Source organism: Shinella granuli, assembly GCF_004341885.1.
Taxonomy (GTDB): Bacteria; Pseudomonadota; Alphaproteobacteria; order Rhizobiales; family Rhizobiaceae; genus Shinella; species Shinella granuli.
This window is the reverse complement of the sequence record NZ_SLVX01000020.1, coordinates 1-26,101: the sequence shown is the minus strand read 5'-3', so window position 1 is coordinate 26,101 and position 26,101 is coordinate 1. Positions and strand designations below refer to the sequence as shown.

At 65.4% G+C, this 26,101-nt stretch carries 30 protein-coding genes and 1 pseudogene; 16 read left to right on the top strand and 15 right to left on the bottom strand.

Features of this window, described 5'->3' with window-relative positions; genetic code table 11:
- Positions 1 to 55 precede the first annotated feature (55 nt).
- From EV665_RS24085 to EV665_RS24060, 6 genes and pseudogenes are all read left to right on the top strand, one after another.
- Positions 56 to 1,060 carry an ABC transporter permease subunit gene (locus EV665_RS24085; RefSeq protein ID WP_133035999.1) on the top strand — a complete coding sequence of 335 codons (1,005 nt, stop codon included), beginning with the start codon at positions 56 to 58 and terminating at the stop codon, positions 1,058 to 1,060.
- Between the two features lie 10 nt (positions 1,061 to 1,070).
- Positions 1,071 to 1,979, top strand: coding sequence for an ABC transporter permease subunit (locus EV665_RS24080; protein WP_133035998.1), 909 nt, complete (start codon positions 1,071 to 1,073; stop codon positions 1,977 to 1,979).
- On the top strand, positions 1,979 to 2,833 hold the full coding sequence (locus EV665_RS24075) for an ABC transporter ATP-binding protein (protein ID WP_133035997.1): 855 nt from the start codon (positions 1,979 to 1,981) through the stop codon (positions 2,831 to 2,833). Before EV665_RS24080 ends, EV665_RS24075 begins: the two co-directional genes overlap by 1 nt.
- On the top strand, positions 2,830 to 3,660 hold the full coding sequence (locus tag EV665_RS24070; protein ID WP_064328949.1) for a dipeptide ABC transporter ATP-binding protein: 831 nt from the start codon (positions 2,830 to 2,832) through the stop codon (positions 3,658 to 3,660). Before EV665_RS24075 ends, EV665_RS24070 begins: the two co-directional genes overlap by 4 nt.
- Before the next feature lie 13 nt (positions 3,661 to 3,673).
- Positions 3,674 to 3,787 (top strand): annotated as a pseudogene (locus EV665_RS24065) (gluconokinase); the annotation flags it as partial.
- A 159-nt stretch (positions 3,788 to 3,946) separates the two neighbouring features.
- Positions 3,947 to 4,291 (top strand): RidA family protein, encoded by a 345-nt coding sequence (locus EV665_RS24060; RefSeq protein ID WP_133035996.1) that lies wholly within the window; start codon positions 3,947 to 3,949, stop codon positions 4,289 to 4,291.
- 66 nt (positions 4,292 to 4,357) lie between these two features.
- On the opposite strand, the gene EV665_RS24055 is transcribed toward EV665_RS24060, so the two are convergent.
- From EV665_RS24055 to EV665_RS24010, 10 genes are all read right to left on the bottom strand, one after another.
- A complete protein-coding gene (locus EV665_RS24055) occupies positions 4,358 to 5,068 on the bottom strand; it encodes a ParA family protein (RefSeq protein ID WP_133035995.1) in 711 nt (236 codons plus the stop codon).
- Positions 5,069 to 5,188: 120 nt separating this feature from the next.
- Positions 5,189 to 6,277 carry a protein-glutamate methylesterase/protein-glutamine glutaminase gene (locus tag EV665_RS24050; protein ID WP_064328952.1) on the bottom strand — a complete coding sequence of 363 codons (1,089 nt, stop codon included), beginning with the start codon at positions 6,275 to 6,277 and terminating at the stop codon, positions 5,189 to 5,191.
- Positions 6,277 to 7,110: a CheR family methyltransferase gene (locus EV665_RS24045; RefSeq protein ID WP_133036041.1), complete on the bottom strand. Its 834-nt coding sequence runs from the start codon at positions 7,108 to 7,110 to the stop codon at positions 6,277 to 6,279. The genes EV665_RS24050 and EV665_RS24045 overlap by 1 nt, the downstream gene beginning before the upstream one ends.
- 34 nt (positions 7,111 to 7,144) lie before the next feature.
- On the bottom strand, positions 7,145 to 7,639 hold the full coding sequence (locus EV665_RS24040) for a chemotaxis protein CheW (protein WP_064328954.1): 495 nt from the start codon (positions 7,637 to 7,639) through the stop codon (positions 7,145 to 7,147).
- Positions 7,640 to 7,641: 2 nt separating this feature from the next.
- Complete coding sequence (locus EV665_RS24035; RefSeq protein WP_133035994.1) at positions 7,642 to 9,447, bottom strand: methyl-accepting chemotaxis protein; 1,806 nt, start codon at positions 9,445 to 9,447, stop codon at positions 7,642 to 7,644.
- 180 nt (positions 9,448 to 9,627) lie between these two features.
- A complete protein-coding gene (locus EV665_RS24030; RefSeq protein WP_133035993.1) occupies positions 9,628 to 11,331 on the bottom strand; it encodes a methyl-accepting chemotaxis protein in 1,704 nt (567 codons plus the stop codon).
- Between the two features lie 17 nt (positions 11,332 to 11,348).
- Entirely contained in the window at positions 11,349 to 11,861 is a 513-nt protein-coding gene (locus tag EV665_RS24025) for a chemotaxis protein CheW (RefSeq protein WP_133035992.1), read from the bottom strand.
- A complete protein-coding gene (locus EV665_RS24020; protein ID WP_133035991.1) occupies positions 11,858 to 13,858 on the bottom strand; it encodes a chemotaxis protein CheA in 2,001 nt (666 codons plus the stop codon). Before EV665_RS24020 ends, EV665_RS24025 begins: the two co-directional genes overlap by 4 nt.
- Positions 13,855 to 14,223, bottom strand: a complete 369-nt coding sequence (locus EV665_RS24015) for a response regulator (RefSeq protein ID WP_064328959.1) — start codon at positions 14,221 to 14,223, stop codon at positions 13,855 to 13,857. Before EV665_RS24015 ends, EV665_RS24020 begins: the two co-directional genes overlap by 4 nt.
- Positions 14,223 to 14,549 carry an STAS domain-containing protein gene (locus EV665_RS24010; protein ID WP_133035990.1) on the bottom strand — a complete coding sequence of 109 codons (327 nt, stop codon included), beginning with the start codon at positions 14,547 to 14,549 and terminating at the stop codon, positions 14,223 to 14,225. The genes EV665_RS24015 and EV665_RS24010 overlap by 1 nt, the downstream gene beginning before the upstream one ends.
- Positions 14,550 to 14,935: 386 nt before the next feature.
- On the opposite strand from EV665_RS24010, the gene EV665_RS24005 reads away from it, so the two are divergent.
- From EV665_RS24005 to modC, 4 genes are all read left to right on the top strand, one after another.
- A complete protein-coding gene (locus tag EV665_RS24005) occupies positions 14,936 to 16,639 on the top strand; it encodes a type VII secretion target (protein ID WP_162853148.1) in 1,704 nt (567 codons plus the stop codon).
- Positions 16,640 to 16,908: 269 nt separating this feature from the next.
- The gene (gene modA, locus EV665_RS24000; RefSeq protein ID WP_133035988.1) at positions 16,909 to 17,682 is read left to right on the top strand and encodes a molybdate ABC transporter substrate-binding protein; all 774 of its coding nucleotides are present in this window, start codon (positions 16,909 to 16,911) and stop codon (positions 17,680 to 17,682) included.
- A gap of 275 nt (positions 17,683 to 17,957) precedes the next feature.
- Positions 17,958 to 18,659 (top strand): molybdate ABC transporter permease subunit, encoded by a 702-nt coding sequence (modB, locus tag EV665_RS23995; protein WP_064328963.1) that lies wholly within the window; start codon positions 17,958 to 17,960, stop codon positions 18,657 to 18,659.
- Complete coding sequence (modC, locus tag EV665_RS23990) at positions 18,656 to 19,729, top strand: molybdenum ABC transporter ATP-binding protein (RefSeq protein ID WP_133035987.1); 1,074 nt, start codon at positions 18,656 to 18,658, stop codon at positions 19,727 to 19,729. The genes modB and modC overlap by 4 nt, the downstream gene beginning before the upstream one ends.
- A 3-nt stretch (positions 19,730 to 19,732) precedes the next feature.
- Here modC and EV665_RS23985 read toward each other — a convergent pair whose 3' ends face one another.
- Both EV665_RS23985 and aptA read right to left on the bottom strand, forming a co-directional pair.
- The gene (locus EV665_RS23985) at positions 19,733 to 20,092 is read right to left on the bottom strand and encodes a winged helix-turn-helix domain-containing protein (protein ID WP_064328965.1); all 360 of its coding nucleotides are present in this window, start codon (positions 20,090 to 20,092) and stop codon (positions 19,733 to 19,735) included.
- A gap of 86 nt (positions 20,093 to 20,178) precedes the next feature.
- Positions 20,179 to 21,516, bottom strand: coding sequence for an omega-aminotransferase AptA (aptA, locus tag EV665_RS23980; RefSeq protein WP_133035986.1), 1,338 nt, complete (start codon positions 21,514 to 21,516; stop codon positions 20,179 to 20,181).
- Positions 21,517 to 21,661: 145 nt separating this feature from the next.
- On the opposite strand from aptA, the gene EV665_RS23975 reads away from it, so the two are divergent.
- Complete coding sequence (locus EV665_RS23975) at positions 21,662 to 22,210, top strand: cupin domain-containing protein (protein ID WP_064328967.1); 549 nt, start codon at positions 21,662 to 21,664, stop codon at positions 22,208 to 22,210.
- A 60-nt stretch (positions 22,211 to 22,270) separates the two neighbouring features.
- On the opposite strand, the gene EV665_RS23970 is transcribed toward EV665_RS23975, so the two are convergent.
- Positions 22,271 to 23,071: a response regulator gene (locus EV665_RS23970; RefSeq protein ID WP_064328968.1), complete on the bottom strand. Its 801-nt coding sequence runs from the start codon at positions 23,069 to 23,071 to the stop codon at positions 22,271 to 22,273.
- A 125-nt stretch (positions 23,072 to 23,196) separates the two neighbouring features.
- On the opposite strand from EV665_RS23970, the gene EV665_RS23965 reads away from it, so the two are divergent.
- Positions 23,197 to 23,418, top strand: coding sequence for a NepR family anti-sigma factor (locus EV665_RS23965; protein ID WP_245337351.1), 222 nt, complete (start codon positions 23,197 to 23,199; stop codon positions 23,416 to 23,418).
- Between the two features lie 78 nt (positions 23,419 to 23,496).
- On the opposite strand, the gene EV665_RS23960 is transcribed toward EV665_RS23965, so the two are convergent.
- Complete coding sequence (locus EV665_RS23960) at positions 23,497 to 23,757, bottom strand: YMGG-like glycine zipper-containing protein (protein ID WP_064328969.1); 261 nt, start codon at positions 23,755 to 23,757, stop codon at positions 23,497 to 23,499.
- 27 nt (positions 23,758 to 23,784) lie between these two features.
- Positions 23,785 to 23,940, bottom strand: a complete 156-nt coding sequence (locus tag EV665_RS23955; RefSeq protein WP_023514830.1) for a DUF3309 family protein — start codon at positions 23,938 to 23,940, stop codon at positions 23,785 to 23,787.
- A 164-nt stretch (positions 23,941 to 24,104) separates the two neighbouring features.
- On the opposite strand from EV665_RS23955, the gene EV665_RS23950 reads away from it, so the two are divergent.
- From EV665_RS23950 to EV665_RS23935, 4 genes are all read left to right on the top strand, one after another.
- Positions 24,105 to 24,443 carry a hypothetical protein gene (locus EV665_RS23950; RefSeq protein WP_064328970.1) on the top strand — a complete coding sequence of 113 codons (339 nt, stop codon included), beginning with the start codon at positions 24,105 to 24,107 and terminating at the stop codon, positions 24,441 to 24,443.
- 79 nt (positions 24,444 to 24,522) lie between these two features.
- Positions 24,523 to 24,720: a CsbD family protein gene (locus EV665_RS23945; protein ID WP_064332396.1), complete on the top strand. Its 198-nt coding sequence runs from the start codon at positions 24,523 to 24,525 to the stop codon at positions 24,718 to 24,720.
- A gap of 167 nt (positions 24,721 to 24,887) precedes the next feature.
- A complete protein-coding gene (locus EV665_RS23940) occupies positions 24,888 to 25,052 on the top strand; it encodes a DUF1328 domain-containing protein (protein WP_023514833.1) in 165 nt (54 codons plus the stop codon).
- Between the two features lie 130 nt (positions 25,053 to 25,182).
- Positions 25,183 to 25,683 (top strand): TIGR00645 family protein, encoded by a 501-nt coding sequence (locus tag EV665_RS23935; protein ID WP_064328971.1) that lies wholly within the window; start codon positions 25,183 to 25,185, stop codon positions 25,681 to 25,683.
- Positions 25,684 to 26,101: the final 418 nt, after the last annotated feature.

Below are 26,101 nucleotides of genomic sequence, written 5' to 3'. Positions count from 1 at the left end.
CGGCTCGAAGACATTCGGGCCGCCGGTTTTTCAAAATAAGAAGGGATTGGCTCCCATGTTGCGCTTTATCTTCGGACGGCTTGCCGTCCTGATACCCACGTTCCTCGGGGTATCGCTCATCGCGTTCTCCTTCATCCGCCTTCTGCCGGGCGACCCGGTCATGCTGATGTCGGGCGAGCGCGTGATGTCGCCGGAACGGCACGCCGAGCTCATGAACCAGCTCGGTCTCGACCGGCCCATGTACATCCAGTACTTCGACTATCTCGCCGGCCTGCTGACGGGCGACTTCGGTTCGTCCATCGTCACCAAGCGGCCGGTGCTCGACGACTTCCTGCAGCTCTTCCCCGCGACGCTGGAGCTCTCGCTCTGCGCGATCATCGTCGCCGTCGCGCTCGGCATTCCGGCCGGCGTGTTCGCCGCGGTGAAACGCGGGACCTGGTTCGACCAGTCGATCATGGGCGTCGCCCTTGTCGGCTATTCGATGCCGATCTTCTGGTGGGGCCTGCTGCTCATCATCTTCTTCTCCGGCTATCTCGGCTGGACGCCGGTCTCGGGACGCATCTCGCTGATGTACTTCTTCCCGCAGGTCACCGGCTTCATGCTGATCGACAGCCTGATCTCGGGCCAGGCAGGGGCGTTCAAATCGGCGCTGACCTACCTGATCCTGCCGACGATCGTGCTTGCGACGATCCCGCTCGCCGTCATCGCGCGCCAGACCCGCTCGGCCATGCTCGAAGTGCTCGGCGAGGACTATGTCCGCACCGCCCGCGCCAAGGGCCTGTCGCCCTTCCGGGTCGTCGGCGTGCATGCGCTGCGCAACGCGATGATCCCCGTCATCACCACGATCGGCCTGCAGGTCGGCGTGCTGCTCGCGGGCGCCATCCTCACCGAGACGATCTTCTCCTGGCCGGGCATCGGCAAGTGGATGGTCGACAGCGTCTTCAAGCGCGACTATGCCGTGGTGCAGGGTGGCCTGATGCTGATCGCCGCCGTCATCATGATCGTCAACCTCGTGGTCGACCTGCTGTATGGCTGGGTCAACCCGCGTATCCGGCACTAGGAGGCGATCCATGAGCACGGTTCAAAACACGGCCGACACCAAGACGGGTGGCACGCCGCCCTCGGGCCTTTCCGAATTCTGGTTCTATTTCTCGCGCAACAAGGGCGCCGTCATCGGCCTCTTCGTCTTTATGGTCATCCTGTTCGTGGCGGTCTTTGCGCCCTTCGTCGCGCCGCACAGCCCGAGCAGCCAGAACCGCGAGCTGCTTCTCCTGCCGCCGGTCTTCCAGCAGGGCGGCATGTGGGGGCATATTCTCGGCACCGACGCCGTCGGCCGCGACATCCTCTCGCGCCTCATCTACGGCGCGCGTTTCTCGCTCTTCATCGGTCTCGTCGTCGTGACGCTGTCGGTGGTCTCGGGCGTGCTGATCGGTCTCGTCGCCGGCTATTTCCGCGGCAAGGTCGATACCTTCATCATGCGCATCATGGACATCATCCTGGCGTTTCCCTCGCTGCTGCTCGCCCTCGTGCTGGTAGCGGTCCTGGGCCCGGGCCTCTTGAACGCCATGATCGCCATCTCGCTCGTCAACCAGCCGCATTTCGTGCGCCTGACGCGCGCGGCGGTCATGACCGAGAAGTCGAAGGACTATGTCGTCGGCTCGAAGGTCGCGGGCGCCGGCACGCTGCGCCTGATGTTCCTGACGATCCTGCCGAACTGCCTCGCCCCGCTCATCGTCCAGGCGACGCTCGCCTTCTCGGCAGCGATCCTCGACGCGGCGGCGCTTGGCTTCCTCGGCATGGGCGCCCAGCCGCCGACGCCGGAATGGGGCACGATGCTCGCCGAAGCGCGTGAATTCATCCAGCGCGCCTGGTGGGTCGTCACCTTCCCCGGCCTTGCCATCCTCATCACCGTGCTTGCCATCAACCTCATGGGTGACGGCCTGCGCGACGCCCTCGATCCCAAGCTGAAGAGGTCGTGATGTCGCTTCTCGAAGTCAAAAACCTCACCGTCGAATTCCAGACGGCTTCCGGTCCCTTCCGCGCCGTGGACGGCGTCTCGCTCAAGGTCGACGAGGGCGAAGTGCTCGCCATCGTCGGCGAATCCGGCTCGGGCAAGTCGGTCTCCATGCTCGCCGCCATGGGGCTCCTGCCCTGGACGGCGAAGGTGACGGCCGACGTGCTCACCTTCAACGGCCGCGACATGCAGGCCATGTCGGACAGCGACCGTCGCAAGATCATCGGCAAGGACATCGCCATGATCTTCCAGGAGCCGATCGCCAGCCTCAACCCGTGCTTCACGGTCGGCTACCAGATCGAGGAAGTGCTGCGCATCCACACGGATCTTTCCCGCAAGGCGCGGCGCGACCGGGCGATCGAACTGTTCCAGTCGGTCGGCATTCCGAACCCGGAAGAACGCCTCGGCCACTTCCCGCACCAGATGTCGGGCGGCCAGTGCCAGCGCGTGATGATCGCGACCGCGCTCGCCTGCAATCCGAAGCTGCTCATCGCCGACGAGCCGACCACCGCGCTCGACGTGACGATCCAGAAGCAGATCCTCGACCTCCTGATGAAGCTGCAGGCCGAACACGGCATGGGCCTCATCATCATCACCCATGACATGGGCGTCGTCGCCGAAACCGCCGACCGCGTCATCGTGCAGTACAAGGGCCGCCAGATCGAGGAGGCCGACGTGCTGTCGCTCTTCTCGGCCCCGAAGAGCGTCTACACCAAGGCGCTGCTTTCGGCCCTGCCGGAAAATGCCACCGGCGAGCGCCTGCCGACGATCACGGAAAAGCTGACCGACGCCGAGATTTTTGCAGGAGCAGTCCGATGACCCCTGTTCTCGAAGCAAAGAACCTGAAGCGCGACTACCATATCCCCGGAAGCCTGTTCAAACCGGCCAAGACCGTTCACGCCGTCAAGGGCGTGAGCTTCAAGGTGGAGCAGGGCAAGACGCTCGCCATCGTCGGCGAAAGCGGCTGCGGCAAGTCCACACTTGCCCGCATGGTCACGATGATCGATCCGATCACCGAGGGCGACATGCTGATCGACGGCCGCAAGGTCGACATCGCGCAGGAGCCGCTGACGGCGGAAATGCGCAGCAAGGTGCAGATTGTCTTCCAGAACCCCTATGGTTCGCTCAACCCGCGCAAGAAGATCGGCGACATCCTGACGGAACCGCTGATCATCAACACCAAGGTGCCGGCGGACGAGCGGCGCGACCGCGCCATGGCCATGCTGAAGAAGGTGGGCCTGGAGGAGAAGCATTACGGGCGCTACCCGCACATGTTCTCCGGCGGCCAGCGCCAGCGCGTGGCGATCGCCCGCGCGCTGATGCTCAATCCGCGCCTGCTCGTGCTCGACGAGCCGGTCTCGGCGCTCGACCTTTCGGTCCAGGCGCAGGTGCTGAACCTTCTCGCCGACCTGCAGGACGAGTTCAAGCTCACCTATGTCTTCATCAGCCACGATCTTTCGGTCGTGCGCCACATCGCGGACGACGTGATGGTGATGTATTTCGGCGAGGCGGTGGAATATGGCAGCCGCGACCAGGTGTTCGGGAACCCGCAGCACAGCTACACGAAGACCCTCTTCGCCGCGACGCCCCGCGTTGACGTGGACGCCATCCGCGCCCGCATCGAACGCCGCAAGCGCGTGGCGTAAGGATAACAGGCCCATGACGACGGTCCGCGCGATCGTCGTCATGGGCGTTTCCGGCTCCGGCAAGGCCTCGATCGCCGAGCGTCTTGCCAGAGCCCTCGGCGTCGCCTTCGTCGAAGGCGATAGCCTGTCGATGGATTGAATGCGCCCGGCCGACCCGTGTGTGCATGCGAATTTCCCGCCCTGCCACTGGCGCCCGTGCGCCGGGCCTCGTATAGACGGCCCACCGTGGGCCTTTGTGCGCCCGCGGCCTCCCGCCCAGAATTCCAAGATCTGACAGGAACGAGACATGGACATCAAACGCTTTGAAACCGGCCCGCGCATGAGCCAGGCCGTCGTGCACAACGGGACCGTCTACCTGGCCGGCCAGGTCGGCAAGGCGGGCTCGGACGTCACCGAACAGACGAAGCAGGCGCTGGCCGAAGTCGACCGCCTGCTGGCGCTCGCCGGCACGGACAAGACCCGCATCCTCTCCGCCCAGATCTGGCTTGCCGACATGGCCGATTTCTCCAAGATGAACGCCGTCTGGGATGCCTGGGCGCCGCAGGGCCACACCCCGGCCCGCGCCACCGGCGAATCCAAGCTGGCAACGCCGGACTATCTCGTCGAAGTCATCGTCGTCGCCGCGCTCTGAGTTGCGCTGCGGCTGAAACGGAAAGAGGCCGCGCAAACCGCGGCCTCTGCCATGAAAGCGTGCGCTTCAGGCGACGCTTCGAAGCCTCTCCGCCCCGGTCGGGCGCAGCGCGGCGGGAATCTGCTGGAGCACCTCCAGCGCCAGCGCCCTTGCATTCTCCTGCGCCTTGTCGAGATTGCTGACACGCCGGGCGTCCATCGTATAGAGCGTGCCGCCGCAGCCGAAGATATCGCGGAAGGCGGAGCGTTCGATGATTGGCGTCTGCAAAAGGTGGACGCGGCGGGCGGCGAGCAGGTCCTTGACTGCATGCATGGCGCGCGTCGTCACCATGGAGTTGACGCGGGTGAGCACGACGGAATGGCGGATGCGGATATCGGCCTTGTCCTCCAGATATTGCAGGAGCTCGATGACATTGGCGCCGCCCTGCGCGTCCATGGCGGAACCCTGCACGGGGATGAGCACGTAGTCGGAATGGCCGACAGCCTTGGCGAGCAGGGAACTGCGCGAACCAGGAAGGTCGATCAGCACGAAATCGGCGCGCGCCTTCTCGTCGGCCAACTGCCGGTCGATCGTGCCCATGGTGACATAGGGCACCACGGAAAGGCGGTTGCCGAACACGCCTTGGGAATTCTCGTGCCAGCGGGTGATCCAGTGCTGCGGGTCGGCGTCGAGCACCGAGACGCGGAAGCCGAGGCGGGCAAGCTCGGTCGCAAGCAGCAAGACGGCCGTGGTCTTGCCGGCGCCGCCCTTGGTGTTGGCGAAGGTGATGACGGGCATGGGGCTCCCCGGAACGGTTCTTGAGCCGGTCATCGCTCGCAAAGCACCTCGCATGGTGCACCGCCATCCTCGCCAATCATGGTTAACGGCCGGTGAAAACACCCGTAAACCGTGGCGCTTTCATCTCCGCCGGTCGGCGGCCAGGATCTCGCGGGCGATCTGGTCGAGCGGCAGTATCCTGTCGACGCCGCCATGGGCGATCGCCTCCTTCGGCATGCCGAAGACGACGGAGCTCGCCTCGTCTTGCGCCACCGTATAGGCGCCGGCCTGGTGCATCTCATTCATGCCGCGGGCGCCGTCGTCGCCCATGCCCGTCAGGATGACGCCCATGGCATTCGCCCCGGCCGAACGGGCGGCGGAGCGGAAGAGCACGTCGACGGACGGCCGGTGGCGCGAGACGAGGGGGCCTTCGCGCACGGCGACATGGTAGCGTGCACCCTGCCGCTCCAGCATCATGTGGCGGTCGCCGGGCGCGATCAGCACATGGCCGCGCAGGACCGGATCACCATGCACGGCTTCCTTCACCGCCACCTCGCACAGGCTGTCGAGGCGCCTGGCGAAGGCCGCGGTGAACTTTTCCGGCATGTGCTGCACGATGACGATGCCGGGCGAATTGGCCGGCAGTTGTTCCAGCAGCACGCGCAGCGCCTCCGTGCCGCCGGTCGAGGCGCCGATGCAAGCGACCATTTCGGTCGTCTTGGCCATGGCGCGGCCGGAGGGCGGGGGCAGCACGGCATCGGCGGTGAGCTTTGCGCTCGGCCCGCTTGCAGCGGCCGTGCGCCGGTTCTGGCCGAGGCGGGCGACGGCGGCGCCCTTGACGGCCTCGCGGATGCGCGTGCCGGATTCGGCGAGATGGTCGGCCGCGCCGATCTTCGGCTTCAGGATGATATCGACGGCGCCGGCCTCCAGCGCCTGCATCAGCGTCTCCGAGCCCTCCTCGGTCAACGAGGAGCACATGACGACGGGGATCGGCTTCTGCGCCATGATCTTGCGCAGGAAGGTGATGCCGTCCATGCGCGGCATCTCCACGTCGAGCGTGATGACGTCGGGGATTTCCTCCTGGATCTTCCGGGCCGCCATGAAGGGATCGGAGGCCGCGCCCATCACCTCGATCTCCGGGTCCTGCTCCAGGACATGGGTCAGTGCCTGGCGCACGCTCGCCGAGTCATCGATGATGAGCACGCGGATCTTCTTGCCGGGAGGGACCATCAGATCTTCTTGAAAACCGTGTTGGCGACCTGGCGCACCGGCAGGGAAATGCCGGTCACCGTTTCGGAATGGCCCACATAGAGGAAGCCGCCGGGCACGAGGCAGTCGCAGAGCCGCGCCAGCACCTTGGCCTGCGTCGGTTTGTCGAAATAGATCAGCACGTTGCGGCAGAAGATCATGTGCATCGGCTCGCCCACCCTGTAGGCGCTGTCCATGAGGTTCATGCGGGCAAAGCCGATCGTCGAGCGCAGGCGCGGATGGATGCGCACCTCGCCGCGTCCGGCATCGCGTGAGACCATGACGTACCGGCGCTGCATTTCCGGCGGCACGGGCTGGATCATGTCGCGCGGATAGACGCCGCGCCGTGCGGCGGCAAGCACGTCGGTCGAAAGGTCGGTGGCGAGGATGCGGTAGTCGAGGCCGGGGCTCGCATCGACGAAATCCTGCATCACCATCGCCATCGTATAGGGCTCGGCGCCGATGGAGCAGGCGGCGCTCCACAGCCGCAGCCGCTTGTGGCCGGCCGCGACGAGTTCCGGCAGTCCGGTCCGCTCCATGAACTCGAAATGCTTCGGCTCGCGGAAGAAGTCGGTCTTGTTCGTCGTCACGGCATCGATGAGGAAGATCGCCTCCTTCTCGATGCCGCCATGCTTGAAGAGATAGTCGCAATAGTCGTTGAAGCTGGGAATACCGGTCGCCCGCAGGCGCCGGCGCAGCCGGCCCTCCAGCATCGTCAGCTTCGTGATCGGCATCTTGATGCCGCTGTAGTCGTAGATGTAGCGCGACAGGGCCTCGAAGTTCCGGCTGCTCAGCCCGTCCTCCGCCCCTTGCATCCGCAATGCTGCTCCCACGCCGGTCCTCCTGAAACTATGCCGTCGCGGCGAGGCGACCCGCCGAACCCATCATCGCCATCTCGGCACCGGAGAACAGGCGCGCGAGGTCGACGATGACGACGAAACCGCCGTTGCGGCGCACGACGCCGGCAATGTAGTCGGACGGCCAGCGCACGCCGATGTCGGGCGCCCCCTCGATCTCGTCGGTGCGGAAGGGGATGACCTCGAAGACCCGGTCGGCGACGAGGCCGAGGGTGAGGGTCTTCTCGCCGATCGGCACGTCGAGCACCAAAGCGCGCGTGTGCGGCGTCTTCTCGGTCTTCGTCATGCCGAGGCGAAGCCGCAGGTCGATGACCGGCACACCCTGGCCGCGCACGTCCCTGAGACCGAGCAGGTATTCCGGCCCGTGCGGGATCTTGAAGGCATCCTCGTGGTCGAGGATTTCCCGGACGACCGAGACGGGCACCGCAAAGACCTCGTTGTCGAGACTGAAGGTGACGAACTGGGATTCGGAGGACGGAGCGGCCATGATCAAGCGCTTTCCCTGAAATCTGCGTCGTCGGCATCCGGGCCGCCCATCGACATGTCGAGGGCAAAGCCGCGGGCGCGGGCCTGCTGGCCGTTGACGCTGTTGTCGGACTTGCGAAGCGGCGCGGCGGCCGCCTTGGCGACCGGGCGCGAGACCGGTGCCGCGCGACGCTGCTGAGCGGCCGGGGCGCCGGAAACGCGATCGACGCGGAAGAAGGCGATCGAGGTCTGCAGTTCCTCGGCCTGGGCGGCAAGCTCTTCCGAGGTGCCGGACATTTCCTCCGAGGCGCCGGCATTCTGCTGAGTCACCTTGTCGAGCTGCTGGATCGCCTCGTTGATCTGCGAGGCGCCGATATCCTGCTCGCGGCAGGCGGCGGAGATTTCCGATACCAGTTCTGCGGTCTTGCGGATATCGGGCACCAGCCGGTTCAGCATCTCGCCGGCCTCGGTGGCGACGGAGACCGTCTGGCCGGACAGCGTGCTGATCTCGGCCGCGGCCGCCTGGCTGCGCTCGGCGAGCTTGCGCACTTCCGAGGCGACGACGGCAAAGCCCTTGCCGTGCTCGCCGGCGCGGGCCGCCTCGACGGCGGCGTTGAGGGCGAGAAGGTCGGTCTGGCGGGCGATTTCCTGCACGATGGAGATCTTCTCCGCGATGGTGCGCATCGCGCCGACCGCGCGGCCCACGGCCTCGCCCGACGCCTCGGCGTCCTTGGCGGACTGGCGGGCGATCTTCTCGGTCTGGGCGGCGTTATCGGCGTTCTGCTTGATGTTGGCGGCCATCTCCTCCATCGAGGCGGAAGCCTCTTCGGCGGAGGAGGCCTGTTCCGTCGCGCCCTGCGACAGCTGTTCCGAGCTTGCCGAAAGCTCCTGGCTACCGGAGGAGACGTTGTCGGCGGCCGAAAGCGCATCGGCGACGACGCCGCGCAGGCGCTCCACCATGCTTTCGAGCGACAGGCCGAGCGTGTCCTTGCCGGACAGCGGTTTCGGCGTCACCGTCAGGTCGCCATTGGCGATCTGGTCGGCGATGACGGCCGTTTTGCGCAGGTTGCCGGTCATCACGTTGATCGTGTCGACCAGGTCCTTGATCTCGTCGTTCGTTTTGATCTCGACCGTCTGGTCGAGATCGCCGATTGCGACGGCTTCGGCGGCAGTCTTGATCTTCTTCAGCCCGCTGTTGATGCCGAACGCGAGCCAGACGGCGGCGCCGATGGCGAGCAGCAGCGCGGCGCCGGCAATCGTCACGATCAGGTTGCGCGTATGGGCATATTGCGCGTCGGCGTCCTCTTCCGCCTTCACCAGCAGCGCCTTGTTGTTTTCGATGCGGGCGTCGATCGTCTCTTCGATCTCGTCCATCAGGCGACGGCTCTCGGTCGTCGCAAGGCGGAGCGCCTCGGCCGAATTGCCTGCACCGGCGAGCGCGCGGACCTGGTCGTCGATGCGGATGAGCTGCTTTTCCCTTTCGCCGATGGTCTGCCATTGCTGGAGGGCGGCCGGATCGGTCGACAGCCCGACCAGCGTGTCGAGGGTTTCCTCGAAGCCCTTGCGATAGCGGTCGCCGGCCTCGACGGCGGCGGCGATGTCGCGGGGAGTGGTGGCGGTCGCGAGGTTCATCTGCGCCCGCGCCAGGCGGAGCTGGTAACTGGCAAGGTTCTGTGCGGCCTCGAGGCGTGCGGCGGGACCGGCGATCAGGTCTGAGATCGCCTGGTTCAGCGAGGACAGGCTCAGAATGGCGTAAACGGACGTGCCGGCCATCATCAGGATGATGACACCGAAGGCGGCCGCCAGCTTCAGTTTGATGGTTGCGCGCATCTTGGGGCTCCTTTGGTAGCAGATGCCGTTTGGGCGGGGCGCCGGAAGCCGGGGCCCGTCATGCGAGAAGACCGATACACTCACCCTTTCGCGGGCCGCAGGCGACCCTTTCGCCGGCGCCTACACGCGCCGGGCCGATTGAGCGGCGCATCCGTTGCCGGATGCACCGCGATCCTTCGTTCAGGCGCTTTCGCGGAAGTCCGCGTCGTCGGCATCCGGACCGCCCATCGACATGTCGAGGGCAAAGCCGTTGCCGTTGCGAGTCGCCTTGGTTGCCGTCGGGGCCGGGCGGTAGGCCGGGGAAGCGGCCGGACGCTTGGCGGCGACGGGAGCGGCCATCTTCGCCGCGGTCGCGCGCAGCTTCTCGGCATGGTTCGGTTCCTTGCGGGCCGAATTCTCGACGCGGAAGAAGGCGATGGAGGCCTGGAGCTCTTCCGCCTGGGCGGCCAGCTCTTCCGAGGTCGCCGACATTTCCTCCGAGGCGCCGGCATTCTGCTGGGTCACCTTGTCGAGCTGCTGGATCGCCTCGTTGATCTGCGAGGCGCCGATATCCTGCTCGCGGCAGGCGGCCGAGATTTCCGAAACCAGTTCGGCGGTCTTGCGGATATCAGGCACCAGCCGGTTCAGCATCTCGCCGGCCTCGGTGGCGACGGAAACCGTTTCGCCCGAGAGCGCGCTGATTTCGGCAGCGGCCGCCTGGCTGCGCTCGGCGAGCTTGCGCACTTCCGAGGCGACTACGGCAAAGCCCTTGCCGTGTTCGCCGGCACGCGCAGCCTCGACGGCGGCGTTGAGGGCGAGAAGGTCGGTCTGGCGGGCGATTTCCTGCACGATGGAGATCTTCTCCGCGATGGTGCGCATCGCGGTGACGGCGCGGCCGACGGCCTGGCCGGAGGCTTCCGCATCCTTGGAAGACTGGCGAGCGATCTTTTCCGTCTGGGCGGCGTTGTCGGCGTTCTGCTTGATGTTGGAGGCCATCTCCTCCATCGAGGCGGAGGCCTCCTCGGCGGAGGACGCCTGTTCCGTCGCGCCCTGCGAGAGGGTCTCGGAGCTGGCAGACAGTTCCTGGCTGCCGGAGGAAACATTGTCGGAGGCCGAAAGCGCATCCGCGACGACGCCGCGCAGCCGCTCGATCATCGTGTTGACGTGGCCGAGCAGGTCGCCGATCTCGTCCCTGGTGGTGATGTCGGCAAAGCGGGTGAGGTCGCCGTCGGCAACATTCTGCACCACGCCGACGGCGCGGGAAATGCCGCGGTTGATCGACAGGACGATCCAGACGGCGGCGAGGCCGGCGATCAGGAAGGCAATGGAGGCGGCGGCGATCATGATCGTGCGCGTGTCGGCATATTGTGCTTCGGCATTGTCGTCCGCTTCCTGAAGGCGGGTCTGTTCGAGCGTGACCACCTCATCGAGCAGGGCGTCGATCTCGTTCGTCACCGTGCGGGCATCCGCCGTGGAAACGCGCAGCGCCCCGGCGCTGTCGCCGGCGAGCATCAGGCTGCGGACCCGGTCGTCCTCGCGGCGGAATTCGGTGGAGAGGCCCTGGAGCTTGGACCAGAGGACCTTGCCCTGTTCCGTGGCTTTCGCCAGCACCTGCTCGAAGGCCGCGTCGAAATCCGCGCGGGCCTTGTCGCTCAGCGCGATATATTTGTTGGTCTCGGCATTGCTGGTCGCCGAGAGCATGTTTTTCTGCTGGCGGATCTGCTGGAGCTGCAGGACGTTCAGTTCCTGGGCAAGGCGTAGCCGCGTGGCCGGCCCTGTGAGCACGTCGCCGAGCGTCGCATTGAGGCCGCCCAGACTGACGATGCCATAGCCGGCGGTGCCCGCCAGCATGGCCATGATGAAGCCGAAGGCCAGGAACAGTTTCAGTTTGATGGTAAAGCGCATGGGTCTCTCCAGATGGCCTAATTCGGCGCTTGCGCCGCGCGCTCTTTCCGGGAGGAAAAGATCGCGGTGAGGTTCGGAACGATGATGAATTCGCCGCCTCGCTTGACGAGGCAGTTGATGTAGTCGGCGCGCCAGCGCATGCCGACGCTCGGCGGCGGTTCGCTGGCGACCTTGGGAAGCGTGGTGACTTCGTTGACCTTGTCTGTGCGGATGCCGATCAGCGTCGCCTCGTCGTCGAGGTCGAGCTCGATGACGACGATGCGGCTGTCGATGGTCGTTTCCGTCGCGTCCATGCCGAAGGCGAGGCGGATATCGGCAAGCGGGATCACCTTGCCGCGGAAATTGATGACGCTGGAAACGAAGGGCTTGCTGCCGGGAACATGGGTTTCCGGCAGAAGATCGAGGATCTCCTGCACGACGATCGCCTCTATGGCGAAGGTCTCGCCGTTGAGGTTGAAGGTAAGCACCGAGAGGTCTTCCTCCGCGCCCCAGATCGCGTCGTAGTCGCGTTTTCTTGCCGCTTCGCTCATCCTGCCGCCCGCAATTGCGCCTCCTGCTGCTGTCCTGCCGCGACCAGATGGGTGACGTCGAGGATCAGCGCCACGCTGCCATCGCCGAGGATGGTCGCGCCGGAGAAGGTGTCGACGTCATGGTGCAGCTTGGACATGGATTTGATGACTGTCTGGTGGTCGCCGATGATCTGGTCGACGACGAGGCCGACGCGCTCCGAGCCCGTCGAGATGACGACGACCTTCTGGTGCGGATCCGGCTGCGTGCCGGTGCGAAACAGTTCGCGAAGGCGCAGGAACGGCACGAGGCTGTCGCGCAGCGAGATGAAGCTGCGCCCGCGCGAGCGCAGATCGTCTTCGAGCGAGAGTTCCAGGCACTCCTCCACCGCCGAGAGCGGGATGACGTAGCAGCCCTGGCCGACGCGCACGAGCAGGCCCTCGATGATGGCGAGGGTCAGCGGGATGCGCAGCGACACTTCCGAGCCTTCGCCCGGCTTGCTGGCGATGTCGATCGTGCCGCGCAGCGCCTCCACCGTCTTCTTGACGACGTCCATGCCGACGCCGCGGCCGGACAGGTTCGTCACCGCCTGGGCGGTCGAGAAACCCGGCTGGAAGATGAGCTGGAGCAGGTCCTGGTCGGTCAGCGTCGCGCCCGGCTGGATGATGCCCGACGATTCCGCCTTGGCGCGCACCCGTTCGCGGTTGATGCCGCGCCCGTCGTCCTTGATGGTGATGATCACCTCGCCGCCCGTCTGGTGCGCCGAGAGGATGACCTGGCCCTTTGCCTCCTTGCCGGCGGCGATGCGCTCCTCCGGCTTTTCGAGGCCATGGTCGATGGAATTGCGCACGAGATGCACGAGCGGATCGGCGAGCCGGTCGATGACCGTCTTGTCGACCTCCGTGCTCTCGCCCTCGGTGATGAGCTCGATCTCCTTGCCGGTCTCGCGCGACAGGTCGTGCACGAGGCGGCGGAAACGGCTGAAGAGGCTGGCGACCGGCATCATGCGCAGCACCATCATCGTGTCGCGCAGCTCGCCCGAAAGACGTTCGATTTCTTCGGAGACGGAGCGCAGGCCGAGATCGGCCGCCGTGCCGGCGAGCTGGGTGAGGCGCGACTGGGCGATGACGAGCTCGCCGACGCGGTCCATCATCTCGTCGAGCCGTTCGGCCGGCACGCGCACGTTCTCCGCGGATTTCGCCTGTTTGGAATCATTGGCGGCCTGCACCGCCGGGGCGTCCCGCTCGGCAACGACCACGGCCTTGGCGATCGGTGTCTCGGCGGGCTTCGCTTCGGCGGTGGCTCGTTCGACGGCGACCTCGGTGATTTCGAGTTCCATGTCGTCCATGACGAAGATGAAGACGTCCTCGATATCGGCACGCGGCCGCTCGGTCTTCAGCGTCACGTCCCAGCCGATATGGATGTCGCGCGGCTCCAGCGCGGAAAGCTCCGGCACCTTCGCCGTATCGGCGACGATCCGGCATTCGCCGAGGTCGCGCATCTCGTCGAGCAGGCCGAGCGGATTGGTGCCGTTCGCCATGGCATTGACCGGCAGGCTGAAGCGGATGCGCCATTCGCTGAGACCGCCAGCCGCCTCGGCAACGGGCGCAGCCGTAGCCGCAACGGCCGCCGGGGCAGGGGAGCCCGCGCCGTTGACCGCCCGGTGCAGGCCGTCGAGCAGCGCGGCGCTCATCGCGTCGTGGTCGCCGTTCGGCGTTTCGAGCAGCGCGCGCATATGGTCCTGCGCCGAAAGAACCGCCGAGACCAGCTCGTGCGTGGCGGGCACGTCGCCCTTGCGCACACGGTCGAAGGCGGTCTCGCAATGGTGGGTGAAGGCGGCGAGCGCGTCGAAGCCGAACATCGCGCCCGACCCCTTCAATGTGTGCAGGCCCCGGAAGACCGCGTCGATCTGGTCGCGGTCATCGAGGCTGCGGGTGAGGTCGAGGAGGCCGGACTCGATCTGTTCCAGCAGTTCGGCCGCTTCTGTCCGGAAGACGGAGATCGGGTCCGGGTTCGTCATCTTCCGAGGACCTTCCTGGCGATCTTGACGAGGCTTTCCGGATCGAACGGCTTGGTCAGCCAGCCGGTGGCGCCGGCAGCTTTTGCCTGCGCCTTCAGTTCGCCGTCGGATTCGGTGGTGAGGAAGATGACCGGCACGCCCGTATGGGCGGGCAGCTTGCGCAGCTCGCGGATCATCGTCAGGCCGTCCATGTTCGGCATGTTGAGGTCGGTGACGACGAGGTCGTATTCGCCGCCCTTCAGCTTGTTGAGGCCATCGAGGCCGTCGACCGCCTCGGTCACGCTGTAGCCGGCATTGCTGAGGGTGACGCGCGTCGTCAGCCGGATGCTGGCGGAATCGTCGACGGTCAAGATCTTCGCGGTCATCAGTTCTTCTCCTGGTGCAGCCAGAAATGCGCGGCGTCGGGTGTCATCCCGTCGAGAAAGCCGCCGCGTTTCAGCACGTCGTAAAGGTCGCCGGAGGCGGGCCGGGCAAGTAGAACGCGCCCGGCCCTGGCCTCGGCCTGTTTGCGGGCCGCCATGACAAGCTGGACAAAGCTGAGGTCAACCTGCGCCGCCTCGTCGATATCCAGTACGGCGGCGGGATTCTTGTTCAGGAAATCCAAGATCAACTCTTGAACGGACACTATAGTCTTGATGGTGAGCGTCGTGGGTAAGGTTAACGGCGCGTCACCGGGCAGGGTTGACGACATGGAGGCCTCGATAATCGTTTCGAGAGAGAGTATTTCCCGCGCCAGAATCCCCAGTCACGCTTAATGAAGAGTAAAGCGCGGTTGCTAATTTCATCCATTGGTAGTTCGATTGTCGTCGATACACTGCCTCACCCTACGGCAGGAAATTGCATCAAGTGTTTGTATATAAAGAGTAATATTTAAAATTAGATATGAGTGATATTATTTATAAATCCCTAATTCTAGGGATGCCTGCATCCACGGGTGGTGGCGCCGGAATCGCCCTGGTTTTGCGGAATTTCATTACATGAGGAAAGGCGAATTTACTGCGCGTTACATTGTTGGCCCTAGGGTTCGCTCACGGGTTCTTGCAGATGGGGTATGGCGTGTCAGGAATAGCGAGCGCAATGCGCGTGGAGCGGCAGACGGCGGAAACTGAGCTTGTTTCCCGTCTCGAAGGGGCCCGTTCCCGCATCGAGCAGCGGTTCCTCGATGGCGGCGTCGTGCTGCTTTCGGTTCTGGACGTGCTCAACCGGCTGGTCGCCTCGCTGGAGAACCTTTCCGGCTCGCTCGGCGATGAGGCGGCGGAGGCGACGATCGGCCGGCTCATCGCCACCGTCGACCAGTTGACCGCGCTGCCCGGCATCGAGGAACAGCGCCAGCAGCGCCTCGCCAATGTCGCCGTCACGGAAAAGTCGCTCGGCACCCACATCGCCGACATGCAGGAGACGCTGCGCTACCTGCGCACCTTCGCCACGACCGCCAAGATCACCGGCGCCGCCATTCCTGATTTCGCCGGCTTTGCGGAAGAAATCCTCGAGCGCATCCAGTTCGGCACCGGCGAGGTCAATGCGCTCGGCGCGAAGATCGGCACGCTCGGTGCCGTCATCGAGACCGCCTCGGCCGGGGGCGGGGAGGCGCTGGAGCGCTTCCGCCGTTCCGTTCCCGATATTGCCGGCAACCTCTCGCGCAATGCCGGGGACCTGACGGTACAGCGCCGCCACCTCTCGCAGCTTGCCGCCAAGGTGGGTGCGGCGGCGCGCGGGGTGCAGGGCAAGGTCGCCACCACGCTGTCGGCCATGCAGATCGGCGACATCACCCGCCAGCGCATCGAGCATTGCCAGTCCGCCTTCACCTTCCTGGACGAATATCTTGCAGCGGGAGCGCTCGACGCGGAAGCCGCCAGCCGCCTCACGGGGCTGATCCGCCACCTCGTGTACGAACAGCTCGTCGAGATCGCCAGCGATTTCGCGCGAGAATGCAGGACTGTGGTCGGCACGATCCGCAGCTTCGGGGCCGATATCGACGGCCTGATGGCGCTCTACGGCGACATGGATGCCGCCGACGGCCGCTCCGCCGATCGCGCCATGCGAACCCTGGAAGCCGACATCGCCGCCGCCCGCGCCGTCGTGCGCGATATCGAGCAGGCGGCCGACAAGGCCAACGTCCTGGGTGCAAGCACCGTCGAGACCGTGCAGGGCCTCCTGAAGGGCGTGAAGACGATCCAGCTCGTGCGCACCGACATCCAATACATGGCGCTCAACACCAACCTGCGCTGCAGCAAGCTCGGCGAAGAGGGGCGGGCGATCAATGTGGTGACGGCGGAGCTGCGCCTGTTCTCCAGCCAGCTCGACGAGACGGCGGAGCGGATCCTCGTCGCCTTGCAGTCGCTCGAAGGGGATGCCGGCAAGCTGCGCGAGGCGGGCACGGCCGCCGGCGGCTCGCTCGATGCGCATCTGGACGAGGCGCTGGAGCATATCCGCCGGGCGGGTGACCGCATGGAAGAGGATATGACGGCCCTGCGCGCCTGCGGCGCGGACGTTTCCGCGAAGGCGGGCCGGACGGTCGCCGATCTCGATTTCAACGCCGAGCTCGGCGACGTGCTGGCCGATTGCTCCGCCCGCGCGGGCGAACTCATCGGCCACGACCTGCCGGACACGTCAGGCCTCGAAGAGGCGATGGCCGATCTCGGCAGCCGGATCGCGCGCACCTATACGATGGTCTCCGAGCGCGAGGTGCATGCCCGCGTCTTCGGCACCGCCCTGGACGTGCCTGCAGCGCCCGCCGCTGCGCAGAGCGATGAAGACCTCTTCGACGACGCGCTGTTCTAGAATCGTCGATCGCCGCCGCTGCCGGCTTGCACATGACGGTTCCGTGCGATGCGCAAGGCTCCGGCGCCGTCATTTTCCGCCTCATCTGGGCTCAATGCCGCCTGGTTCGGAGCCCCTCGCTCTGCCCGCTTGGCTGCTTTCGCCATTCCACCGAATGGCCGTGGTCTGTTTCCCTGTATTTTTGAAAATATAGCGCTGGCAAAGCCGCAAGTGCCGATATATTCAAGGAGATATCACGCTGCCTTCAGGCAGGAAAAGGGAGAACAGGAATGAACCGTCGTCTGCTTCTGAAACTCGTCGTCGCCGCCTTCGCCTCGCTGCCGCTTGCCCTGCCGGCGGCCGCCGCCGAGAAGGTCACCGTCTTTGCCGCCGCAAGCCTGAAGAACGCGCTGGATGCGGCGAATGCCGCCTGGTCGAAGGAAACCGGCAACGAGACGACGGTCTCCTATGCCGCAAGCTCGGCGCTCGCCAAGCAGATCGAGGCGGCCGCCCCCGCCGATCTCTTCATCTCGGCCGACCTTGCCTGGATGGACTATGTCGCCGAGAAGAAGCTGATCAAGGACGACACCCGCTCCAACCTTCTCGGCAACCGCATCGTTCTGGTCGCGTCGAAGGACAAGGCCTCGGACGTCGAGATCAAGGACGGTTTCGACCTCGCCGGCCTCGTCGGTGACGGCAAGCTCGCCATGGGTGCGGTCGACAGCGTGCCGGCCGGCAAGTACGGCAAGGCGGCGCTCGAAAAGCTCGGCGTCTGGTCCTCGGTCGAAGGCAAGGTCGCCGGCGCCGAGAGCGTGCGCGCCGCGCTCGCCCTCGTCTCGCGCGGCGAGGCGCCCTACGGCATCGTCTACCAGACGGATGCCGCGGCCGATCCGGAGGTCGCCATCGTCGGCACCTTCCCGGAAGACAGCCACCCGCCGATCATCTACCCCGTTGCCATCCTCACGGAATCGCAGAGCGCCGCGGCTGCCGCCTATCTCGACTTCCTGAAGTCCGACAAGGCTGCGCCCTTCTTCACCGAGCAGGGCTTCACCATCCTGAAGTAAAACGAGCCTCGCGACAGGTCCCGGCGCTAGACCGGGACATCGCGGAATTTGCTTGCCCCTCATCCCGCTGCCGCGACCTTCTCCCCGCACGCGGGGAGAAGGAGTTTGTGGCAATGTCGCACCAGGACGAGCCTCGGGATTGATTCCTGGGAAAACGGTGCGGCATCCCCTCTCCCCGCGTGCGGGGAGAAGGTGCCGGCAGCGGGATGAGGGGCTTGCCGGCAAACGAGGCTTGGGGCGAACCTCTCGCGCCATGTGTTTTACGAGGAATCGACGTGGACTGGCTTGCCTTGAGCAACGAGGAATGGACGGCGATCCGGCTCAGCCTTCGGGTCTCGGCGGTCGCGGTCCTCGTCAGCCTGCCGCTCGGCATTCTCGTCGCGCTGGCGCTGGCGCGCGGTCGCTTCTGGGGCAAGTCGCTGCTGAACGGCCTCGTGCACCTGCCGCTGATCCTGCCGCCCGTGGTCACCGGCTTCCTGCTGCTCATCCTGTTCGGCCGGCGCGGTCCCATCGGCTCCGTGCTGGACGAATGGTTCGGCATCGTGCTCTCCTTCCGCTGGACCGGCGCGGCGCTCGCCTGCGGCGTCATGGGCTTTCCGCTGATGGTGCGTTCGATCCGGCTTTCCATCGAGGCCGTCGACCGCAAGCTGGAGGAGGCGGCCGGCACGCTCGGCGCTAGCCCCCCCTGGGTCTTCCTCACCGTCACCCTGCCGCTCATATTGCCCGGCGTGCTCGCCGGCATGATCCTCGCCTTCGCCAAGGCGATGGGCGAGTTCGGCGCCACCATCACCTTCGTCTCCAACATTCCCGGCGAGACGCAAACGCTGTCGGCCGCCATCTACACCTTCACCCAGGTGCCCGGCGGCGATACCGGCGCCATGCGCCTCACCCTCGTCGCCATCGCCATCTCCATGGTCGCGCTCATCGCCTCCGAGGCGCTCGCCCAGCGCCTCGGCCGCAAGGTGCACCTCGAATGAGCCTTGTCGTCGAAGCCCGCCACCGGCTCGGCGATTTTTCGCTGGAGGCCGCCTTCACCTCCGACGGGGGCGTCACCGCCCTGTTCGGCCGCTCCGGCTCGGGAAAGACCTCGCTGGTCCGCATCATCGCCGGCCTGACGCGCCCGGCGGAAGGCCGCGTCCTGCTTGACGACGAGGTGCTGGTCGATACCGCCCGCCGCATCTTCGTACCCGCCCACCGCCGGCGTTTCGGCTATGTCTTCCAGGAGGCACGCCTCTTCCCGCACCTCACCGTGCGCCAGAACCTCAACTATGGCCGCTGGTTCTCGCCGAAGGGCGCGCGCACGGAAAATCCGGACCGCGTGGTCGACCTGCTCGGCATTGCCGGCCTGCTCGATCGCCAGCCGGCCAACCTTTCCGGCGGCGAAAAGCAGCGTGTCGCCATCGGCCGCGCGCTGCTCGCCTCGCCGCGCCTGCTGCTGATGGATGAGCCGCTCGCCGCGCTCGACGAGGAGCGCAAGGCGGAGATCCTGCCTTATCTGGAGCGCCTGCGCGACGAGGTCGGCATTCCCATCGTCTATGTCAGCCATTCGGTGGCCGAGGTCGCGCGCCTTGCCGACCGGGTCGTGCTGATGGCGGACGGGCGCATCGAGGCGATCGGCGCGGCATCGGACGTGCTGAGCGGCCCGCGCCTTTCCTCTGCCGCCGAACGCCGCGAGGCCGGCAGCGTCCTTGCCGGCCGCGTCGAGGCGCGCGATGCCGCGCACGGCCTCGCCACCATCCGCCTTGATGGCGGCGCGACGATCCTCGTGCCGGGCGCCGCGGTCTCGCCGGGCGAAACGGTGCGGCTGCGCATTCCCGCCCGCGACGTCATGATCGCGACGGTGCGCCCGGAAGGCCTCAGCGCGCTCAACATCCTGGAAGGCGCCGTCGAGGCGATCGAGCCGGACGGCGAGGGCATGGCGAGCCTGCGCATCGCCTGCGGCGGCGATGTCGTGCGCGCCCGCATCACCGCATTCTCCGTCGAGCGCCTCGGCCTTGCGCCGGGCCTGCCGGTGCACGCCGTCATCAAGACGGTGGCGCTGGAATAGGTGTCAGTCGGCAAGGTTTTCGACGATCCAGCCGATGTCCTCGGCCAGCGCCGCGCGCGCCTTCTCCTCCATGGTGTGGTAATGCGCGATCAGCGCCTCGCCGAAGGGGGTCACGACGGCGCCGCCGCCCTGTTTTCCGCCGCGCTGCGATTCCACCACGGGCGTGCGGAACAGCCGGTTCATCTCGTCGACCAGCAGCCAGGCCCGGCGATAGGACATGTCCATCGCCCGTCCGCCGGCCGAGATCGAGCCGGTCTCCCGGATATGCGCGAGAAGCTGGATCTTGCCGCGCCCGATCCGCCCGTCCGGCTCGAACTGGAGGCGGAAGATGAGTTTCGGTTCGGTCTTGGCGGATGCTGACATGAAACTGGGCCCGTATGGATACGGGCCCAGATATAACAGCGTTTTCCGCGATGTGCAGTGCCAAGCCGCTTCCGGCGGGGCCGGAATCAGGCTGCGCGCTTCAGGGCGTCGCCGAGGATCGAGACGATGTCCTCGAAATGCTTCTTCTCGGCGATCAGCGGCGGCGAGAAGGCGATGATGTCGCCGGTAACGCGGATCAGGAGGCCCTTCTCAAAGCAATCGACGAAGACGTCATAGGCCCGCGCGCCCGGTGCGCCGTCGCGCGGGGCAAGCTCGATGCCGGCGATGAGGCCGATGGTGCGGATGTCGATGATGTGCGGCAGGCCCTTCAGCGAATGCATCGCGGCATGCCAGTCGTCCTGCAGCGCCGCGCCGCGGGTGAAGAGGCCTTCGTCGCGGTAGATGTCGAGCGTCGCGATGCCGGCGGCGCAGGCCACCGGATGGCCGGAATAGGTGTAGCCGTGGAAGAGCTCGATGGCGTTTTCCGGCCCGTGCATCAGCGCGTCGTGCACCTTGCGGCTGGCGAAGACCGCCCCCATCGGGATGGCGCCGTTGGTGAGGCCCTTGGCGGTGGTCACGATGTCGGGCGTCACGCCGAAATAGTCGGTGGCGAAGGCGGCGCCGAGGCGCCCGAAGCCGGTGATGACTTCGTCGAAGATCAGGAGGATGCCGTGCCTGTCGCAGGTCGCGCGCAGCTTTTCGAGATAGCCCTTCGGCGGGATCAGCACGCCGGTGGAGCCGGCGACCGGCTCGACGATGCAGGCCGCGATGGTTTCCGCGCCGTGCAGTGCCACCAGCCGCTCCAGGTCGTCGGCAAGCTCGGCGCCGTGCTCCGGCTGGCCCTTCACATAGGCGTTCTTCGCAAGGTCATGGGTGTGCCGAAGGTGGTCGGAGCCGGGAAGCTGCGGGAAGACGCGGCGGTTGTTGAGAATGCCGCCGACCGAAATGCCGCCGAAGCCGACGCCGTGATAGCCGCGCTCGCGGCCGATGAGGCGCGTGCGCGTGCCCTGGCCGATGGCGCGCTGGTAGGCGATGGCGATCTTCAGCGCGGTATCGACCGATTCCGAGCCGGAGCCGGTGTAGAAGACGCGATCGAGCTTGGCGCCGTCGGGGCCGGGGGCGATCTCGGCCAGCCGTTCGGCGAAATCGAAGGCGACCGCATGGCCCATCTGGAAGGAGGGCGCGAAATCCATCTCGGTGAGCTGGCGCTCGACCGCCGCGGCGATCTGCCGGCGGCCGTGGCCGGCATTGACGCACCACAGGCCCGCGGTGCCGTCGAGCACCTGGCGGCCGTCGGCGCTGGTGTAATACATGCCTTCGGCGGCGGCGAGCAGGCGCGGCGCGGCCTTGAACTGGCGGTTGGCGGTAAAGGGCATCCAGTAGCTGTCGAGCACCGGTGCATTGGGCTTGTTGTGAACGTTCATGGCAAATCTCCTCTGGCTGGCGGGATTGACGCCATGATTTGCGATGCCGAACAAGTCCTTTTCTTCTTGACGTCAACTAATTGAAAATAAAGGATACGAAAAAGCCGATTTTCGATATTTCGAACATCTAGAACAGGGAATGGCCATGTCGGTCGATATCGGGGGGAGGCTGCGCCACCTGCGCATGGCCCACAATCTCTCCCAGCGGGAACTTGCCAAGCGTGCCGGCGTCACCAATTCGACGATCTCGCTGATCGAATCGAATGCCTCCAACCCGTCGGTCGGCGCGCTGAAGCGCATCCTCGACGGCATCCCGATCGGCCTTGCGGAATTCTTCGCCTTCGAGCCGGAGCGCCCGAAAAAGGCCTTCTACCGGGCGGACGAGCTTGTGGAGATCGGCAAGGGCCCGATTTCCTTCCGCCAGATCGGCGAGAACACCTTCGGCCGCAGCCTGCAGATCCTGAAGGAGTGCTACCAGCCGGGCGCCGATACCGGCAAGGTGCTGCTGGTGCACGACGGCGAGGAGGGCGGCATCGTGCTCTCCGGCCGGCTGGAGGTGACCGTCGACGACGAGCGGCGGATCCTCGGCCCGGGGGATGCCTATTATTTCGAAAGCCGCCGTCCGCACCGCTTCCGCTGCGTCGGCCCGGTGCCCTGCGAGGTCATCAGCGCCTGCACCCCGCCGACCTTCTGACAGATGGAGGCAACGGCGCCTGATCGTGCGCGCCGTTGCGTTTTCGGTCCGGCCCGGCGCTCAGGCCGATTTTGCCAGCCGCGCCTGCTCGTCGAAGAACAGCGCCTGGCTGATCAGCGCCTTCACCATGTCCGGATTGAACGGCTTGGTGACGAGGAAGGCCGGCTCGGGCTTCTCGCCGGTCAGCAGCCGCTCCGGGAAGGCGGTGATGAAGATGACCGGGATCGTGCTGTTCTTCAGGATGTCGTTGACGGCGTCGATGCCGGAACTGCCGTCGGCCAGCTGGATGTCGGCCAGCACCATGCGCGGCGACGTGCGGTGGTAGAGCTCGACCGCCTCCGCATGGGTGCGCGCGATGCCCGTCACATTGTGGCCGAGGCCCTTCACCATGTCCTCGATGTCCATGGCGATCAGCGGCTCATCCTCGATGATCATGATGTCGGTCGCCACCTGCCGCGAGATGTCGCGCGAGGCTTCGTCGAGCAGGGCGGCGAAGCGTTCTTCCGGCACGTCGAGAATATCGGCGCCTTCGGCAAGGTCGAAACCCTCGACGGCGACCAGCAGGAAGGCCTTGCGCTCGGCCGGCGGCAGGTTGGCAAGGTTGGCGGCCGCCTGGCGCTCCCAACCGAAGGGGGAGGTGTTGTCTGGCAGCGTCACGTCGAGATTTTCGAAGAGCGTGCAATAGAGCCGGTAGAGCGCGATCCGGTCGCTCCTGCCCTCCGGGTAGAGCGTGATATCGGCAACGAGCGCTTCAAGCATGGCCGCGACATAGGCGTCGCCCGAGGTCTGGGAGCCCGTCACGGCACGGGAAAACCGCCTCAGATAGGCGAGATGCGGTGCGATACGGGTGGAAAGTGACATTTAGTTCTCCCTGAATATGTTCCGCATCGGAACCGTTTCCGCTAGAGTTCACCATGCGGAAACCTATTGGTAGCATTCTAAGTCTGACTTGCTATTGGGAATCTTGGGCAAAAGGAAGATAGCGAGTGGCATCGGATGGAAACAAGACCATGATCGAGCCCGGTAAAGACAAGAAGCGCGCGGGGCGGGATGCCCCCGTCAAGGCTGCGTTCGACCCCAACGGGCCGATCGGCCGCAAGCTCAAGTCCTTCTACGACGTCATCGAGACGGAGCCCGTGCCCGACCGTCTTCTCGATCTTCTGGAAAAGCTCGACGAGGCCGAGCGCAGGGCCAAGAGCGGTTCCTGAAAACATTCTTCCTTCCAGTTCCAGACATCAAGAAACGGGCCTGAGGGCCCGTTTCCCGTTTGTTGGTCTTCGATCGCTTCAGCGGCAGCGTGCTTCGTAGCGGCGGCCATACCGGTCGCGGTAGATGCAGTAGCCGCTGCGGTCGGAGCGGGCGATGAGATAGCCCGCAGCACCGCCGATGGCCGCGCCCGCGAGCGCGCCGCCGGCACGTCCCGTGACCACGCCGCCGATGACGGCGCCCGTGCCCGCCCCGATCGCCGTTCCGCGTTCAGTCTGGGTGCAGGCGGTGAGTGTCACCGTGGAGGCGACGACGGCAAGCGCGATGATGATGTTCTTCATGGTTCCGGCTCCTGGCTTGGTTGGGGATCAGATACGTCCCATGAGGACGAGGATGAGAAGGATGAGCACGATCAGCCCGAGGCCGCCGGAGGGCCCGTAGCCCCAGCTTCGGCTGTATCCCCAGTTCGGCAGGGCGCCGATCAGAAGCAGGATGAGAATGACGAGGAGAATGGTGCTGAGCATCGGGTGCTTCCTTTCGCGTCCGGTTCGCTTTCGAGCGATGGGCCGACAACGGGCCGCAATGGATTTTGTTCCCGAAAATGTGAGAGCGCCGTCACCGCGCTGTGCCGGAACTTTCGTTGCTTCCCTCCGTTTCCCGGTCAATCCGATGGGTGATGGAGAGTGAAATGGAACACATAGCCGCAATCATGCTTCTGGTCGGCTGCAGCCATGGCGGCCTCACCTGCGAAGAACTGCAAGCGCCCCAGGTGGCGTTCGAGTCCATGGAAGACTGTGTCGGCGCCCTGCCGGCCGCGCTTGGCGGGGCAGGGGCGGAAAAGCGCATCGTGCACGGCCGCTGCGCGGCCGTCGATCCGGCCTGGGTCGAGGAGGATGTCGAGATCAGTTGGCGCCTCAGCCGCCAGAACGGTCTTGAGGTCCATGTCCGGCAGGCCAGCCCGCCGGCGCAGGACGTCATCGTCGCCGACAACGCCTATCCGGCCGAAGCGGCGGCGTGGATGCACTGACGTGCCGGGAACCTTTCCGGCGCCTGCCGGTTTCTCCTTCGTCAACGCCATGCGTTCAACGGAACAGAAAGGACACGACATGAACTGGGACATCATCGAAGGCAAGTGGAACGAGTACAAGGGCAAGGCGCAGGCCCAGTGGGGCAAGCTTACCGATGACGATCTCGATGTCATCAATGGCCGCCGCGTCGAGCTTTCGGGCAAGATCCAGCAGCGCTATGGCCTCGCCAAGGAGGAGGCCGAGCGGCAGATCGACGACTGGACGCGCCGTCACTAGAACGGACGCTGACCGTTTCGGTCACCGCTCATGCCGCCGCAGCCGAAAGGCCGCGGCGGCATTGTTTTTGGATGAGGCACCGTCATGAGCCATTTATTCGATCGCGGTTCGCGGAACCTTTTCCAGCACGCCTCGTTTCTCCAACGATACAAAGAAGGAGTTCGAAAATGCTCTATTATGCTGTGGTCTTTCTCGTGATCGCCCTTGTTGCCGGCCTGCTCGGCTTCGGCGGCATTGCCGGTGCGTCGGCCGGCATCGCGCAGATTCTGTTCTTCGTCTTCCTGGCCCTTCTGGTCCTCTCGCTGATCGCGGGCCTGTTCCGAAGGGCATGAGGATGAAGCATACCGGAAAGGGGCGGCGTCGCGGACGCCGCCCTTTTTGCTGCCGTGAACGACCCTTGCGGGGCTCCGAGCCATTGGTTAACAACGGGTGATCTTGCCGAATCCCCTTGGAGCCTGACCGATGAAATCCCTCGAGCTGCTGGTCGAACGCATCATCCTGTCGAGCCGCTGGATCCTGGTGGTCTTCTATCTCGGTCTCGTCGCCGCGCTTGCCGTCTATGCCGTGTCCTTCCTCTACAAATTCGCCAAGGTGGCGATGAACGTCTTCGTCTTCGATGATGCAGAGATGATCCTTGCCATGCTCGGCCTGATCGATGCGGCGCTGGTCGCCAGCCTCATCCTGATGGTCATGATCGCCGGCTACGAGAATTTCGTCAGCCGCTTCGACGAGGCGGAGAGCGATGTATCCTTCCTCGGAAAGCTCGATTCCGGCAGCCTGAAGATCAAGGTCGCCTCGTCGATCGTGGCGATCTCCTCGATCCATCTGCTGCAGGTCTTCCTCAACGCGCAGCAATATACCGATGCCAAGCTGATGTGGCTGACCCTCATGCACCTCGCCTTCGTCGTCTCCGCCTTGCTGCTCGGTTTCCTTGAGCAGATCATGGGCAAGCTGAAGAGCTGACGCCTTGCCGGAACCGGTGGGGGGGAGGGGGCGCCGCGGATATCCGCCGGCGCCCTTTTTCTTCGGGAGGACGTCAAGCAAAATTTCTCACCTTTCCCCGAAATTCCACCTTTGCACCGGCCGATTTCATGCCGTCACCGGACAAATGGTGGCCGCATCCCCGTTTTGATCGTTTGGACAAGATTTCTGCGGTCGATTTGCAGCTCGGGAGGCCGTTTCGGGGGCTCTGTAAGTGTCATTGTTCAAAAAACATAAACGATTACAGCACCTTATAAGTTTTTTGATTTTTCCTGGAAATGTCTGTTGACGCCGTGGGGAGTGTAGGCCTATAACCCGGCCATCGAACGAGAGCGGCGGCGCTTCTGGCGGCCGACGAACTCGCTCTAGGGTTTCCTGACGGGACTGGTGAGAATTGAGC

What these genes read in the sequence shown, in the direction of transcription:
- EV665_RS24085 (WP_133035999.1), top strand. Translation starts at nt 56, where the DNA reads ATGTTGCGCTTTATCTTCGGACGGCTTGCCGTCCTGATACCCACGTTC.
- EV665_RS24080 (WP_133035998.1), top strand. Translation starts at nt 1,071, where the DNA reads ATGAGCACGGTTCAAAACACGGCCGACACCAAGACGGGTGGCACGCCG.
- EV665_RS24075 (WP_133035997.1), top strand. Translation starts at nt 1,979, where the DNA reads ATGTCGCTTCTCGAAGTCAAAAACCTCACCGTCGAATTCCAGACGGCT.
- EV665_RS24070 (WP_064328949.1), top strand. Translation starts at nt 2,830, where the DNA reads ATGACCCCTGTTCTCGAAGCAAAGAACCTGAAGCGCGACTACCATATC.
- EV665_RS24060 (WP_133035996.1), top strand. Translation starts at nt 3,947, where the DNA reads ATGGACATCAAACGCTTTGAAACCGGCCCGCGCATGAGCCAGGCCGTC.
- EV665_RS24055 (WP_133035995.1), bottom strand. Translation starts at nt 5,068, where the DNA reads ATGCCCGTCATCACCTTCGCCAACACCAAGGGCGGCGCCGGCAAGACC.
- EV665_RS24050 (WP_064328952.1), bottom strand. Translation starts at nt 6,277, where the DNA reads ATGGTCCCTCCCGGCAAGAAGATCCGCGTGCTCATCATCGATGACTCG.
- EV665_RS24045 (WP_133036041.1), bottom strand. Translation starts at nt 7,110, where the DNA reads ATGCAAGGGGCGGAGGACGGGCTGAGCAGCCGGAACTTCGAGGCCCTG.
- EV665_RS24040 (WP_064328954.1), bottom strand. Translation starts at nt 7,639, where the DNA reads ATGGCCGCTCCGTCCTCCGAATCCCAGTTCGTCACCTTCAGTCTCGAC.
- EV665_RS24035 (WP_133035994.1), bottom strand. Translation starts at nt 9,447, where the DNA reads ATGCGCGCAACCATCAAACTGAAGCTGGCGGCCGCCTTCGGTGTCATC.
- EV665_RS24030 (WP_133035993.1), bottom strand. Translation starts at nt 11,331, where the DNA reads ATGCGCTTTACCATCAAACTGAAACTGTTCCTGGCCTTCGGCTTCATC.
- EV665_RS24025 (WP_133035992.1), bottom strand. Translation starts at nt 11,861, where the DNA reads ATGAGCGAAGCGGCAAGAAAACGCGACTACGACGCGATCTGGGGCGCG.
- EV665_RS24020 (WP_133035991.1), bottom strand. Translation starts at nt 13,858, where the DNA reads ATGACGAACCCGGACCCGATCTCCGTCTTCCGGACAGAAGCGGCCGAA.
- EV665_RS24015 (WP_064328959.1), bottom strand. Translation starts at nt 14,223, where the DNA reads ATGACCGCGAAGATCTTGACCGTCGACGATTCCGCCAGCATCCGGCTG.
- EV665_RS24010 (WP_133035990.1), bottom strand. Translation starts at nt 14,549, where the DNA reads ATGTCGTCAACCCTGCCCGGTGACGCGCCGTTAACCTTACCCACGACG.
- EV665_RS24005 (WP_162853148.1), top strand. Translation starts at nt 14,936, where the DNA reads ATGCGCGTGGAGCGGCAGACGGCGGAAACTGAGCTTGTTTCCCGTCTC.
- modA (WP_133035988.1), top strand. Translation starts at nt 16,909, where the DNA reads ATGAACCGTCGTCTGCTTCTGAAACTCGTCGTCGCCGCCTTCGCCTCG.
- modC (WP_133035987.1), top strand. Translation starts at nt 18,656, where the DNA reads ATGAGCCTTGTCGTCGAAGCCCGCCACCGGCTCGGCGATTTTTCGCTG.
- EV665_RS23985 (WP_064328965.1), bottom strand. Translation starts at nt 20,092, where the DNA reads ATGTCAGCATCCGCCAAGACCGAACCGAAACTCATCTTCCGCCTCCAG.
- aptA (WP_133035986.1), bottom strand. Translation starts at nt 21,516, where the DNA reads ATGAACGTTCACAACAAGCCCAATGCACCGGTGCTCGACAGCTACTGG.
- EV665_RS23975 (WP_064328967.1), top strand. Translation starts at nt 21,662, where the DNA reads ATGTCGGTCGATATCGGGGGGAGGCTGCGCCACCTGCGCATGGCCCAC.
- EV665_RS23970 (WP_064328968.1), bottom strand. Translation starts at nt 23,071, where the DNA reads ATGTCACTTTCCACCCGTATCGCACCGCATCTCGCCTATCTGAGGCGG.
- EV665_RS23960 (WP_064328969.1), bottom strand. Translation starts at nt 23,757, where the DNA reads ATGAAGAACATCATCATCGCGCTTGCCGTCGTCGCCTCCACGGTGACA.
- EV665_RS23955 (WP_023514830.1), bottom strand. Translation starts at nt 23,940, where the DNA reads ATGCTCAGCACCATTCTCCTCGTCATTCTCATCCTGCTTCTGATCGGC.
- EV665_RS23950 (WP_064328970.1), top strand. Translation starts at nt 24,105, where the DNA reads ATGGAACACATAGCCGCAATCATGCTTCTGGTCGGCTGCAGCCATGGC.
- EV665_RS23945 (WP_064332396.1), top strand. Translation starts at nt 24,523, where the DNA reads ATGAACTGGGACATCATCGAAGGCAAGTGGAACGAGTACAAGGGCAAG.
- EV665_RS23940 (WP_023514833.1), top strand. Translation starts at nt 24,888, where the DNA reads ATGCTCTATTATGCTGTGGTCTTTCTCGTGATCGCCCTTGTTGCCGGC.
- EV665_RS23935 (WP_064328971.1), top strand. Translation starts at nt 25,183, where the DNA reads ATGAAATCCCTCGAGCTGCTGGTCGAACGCATCATCCTGTCGAGCCGC.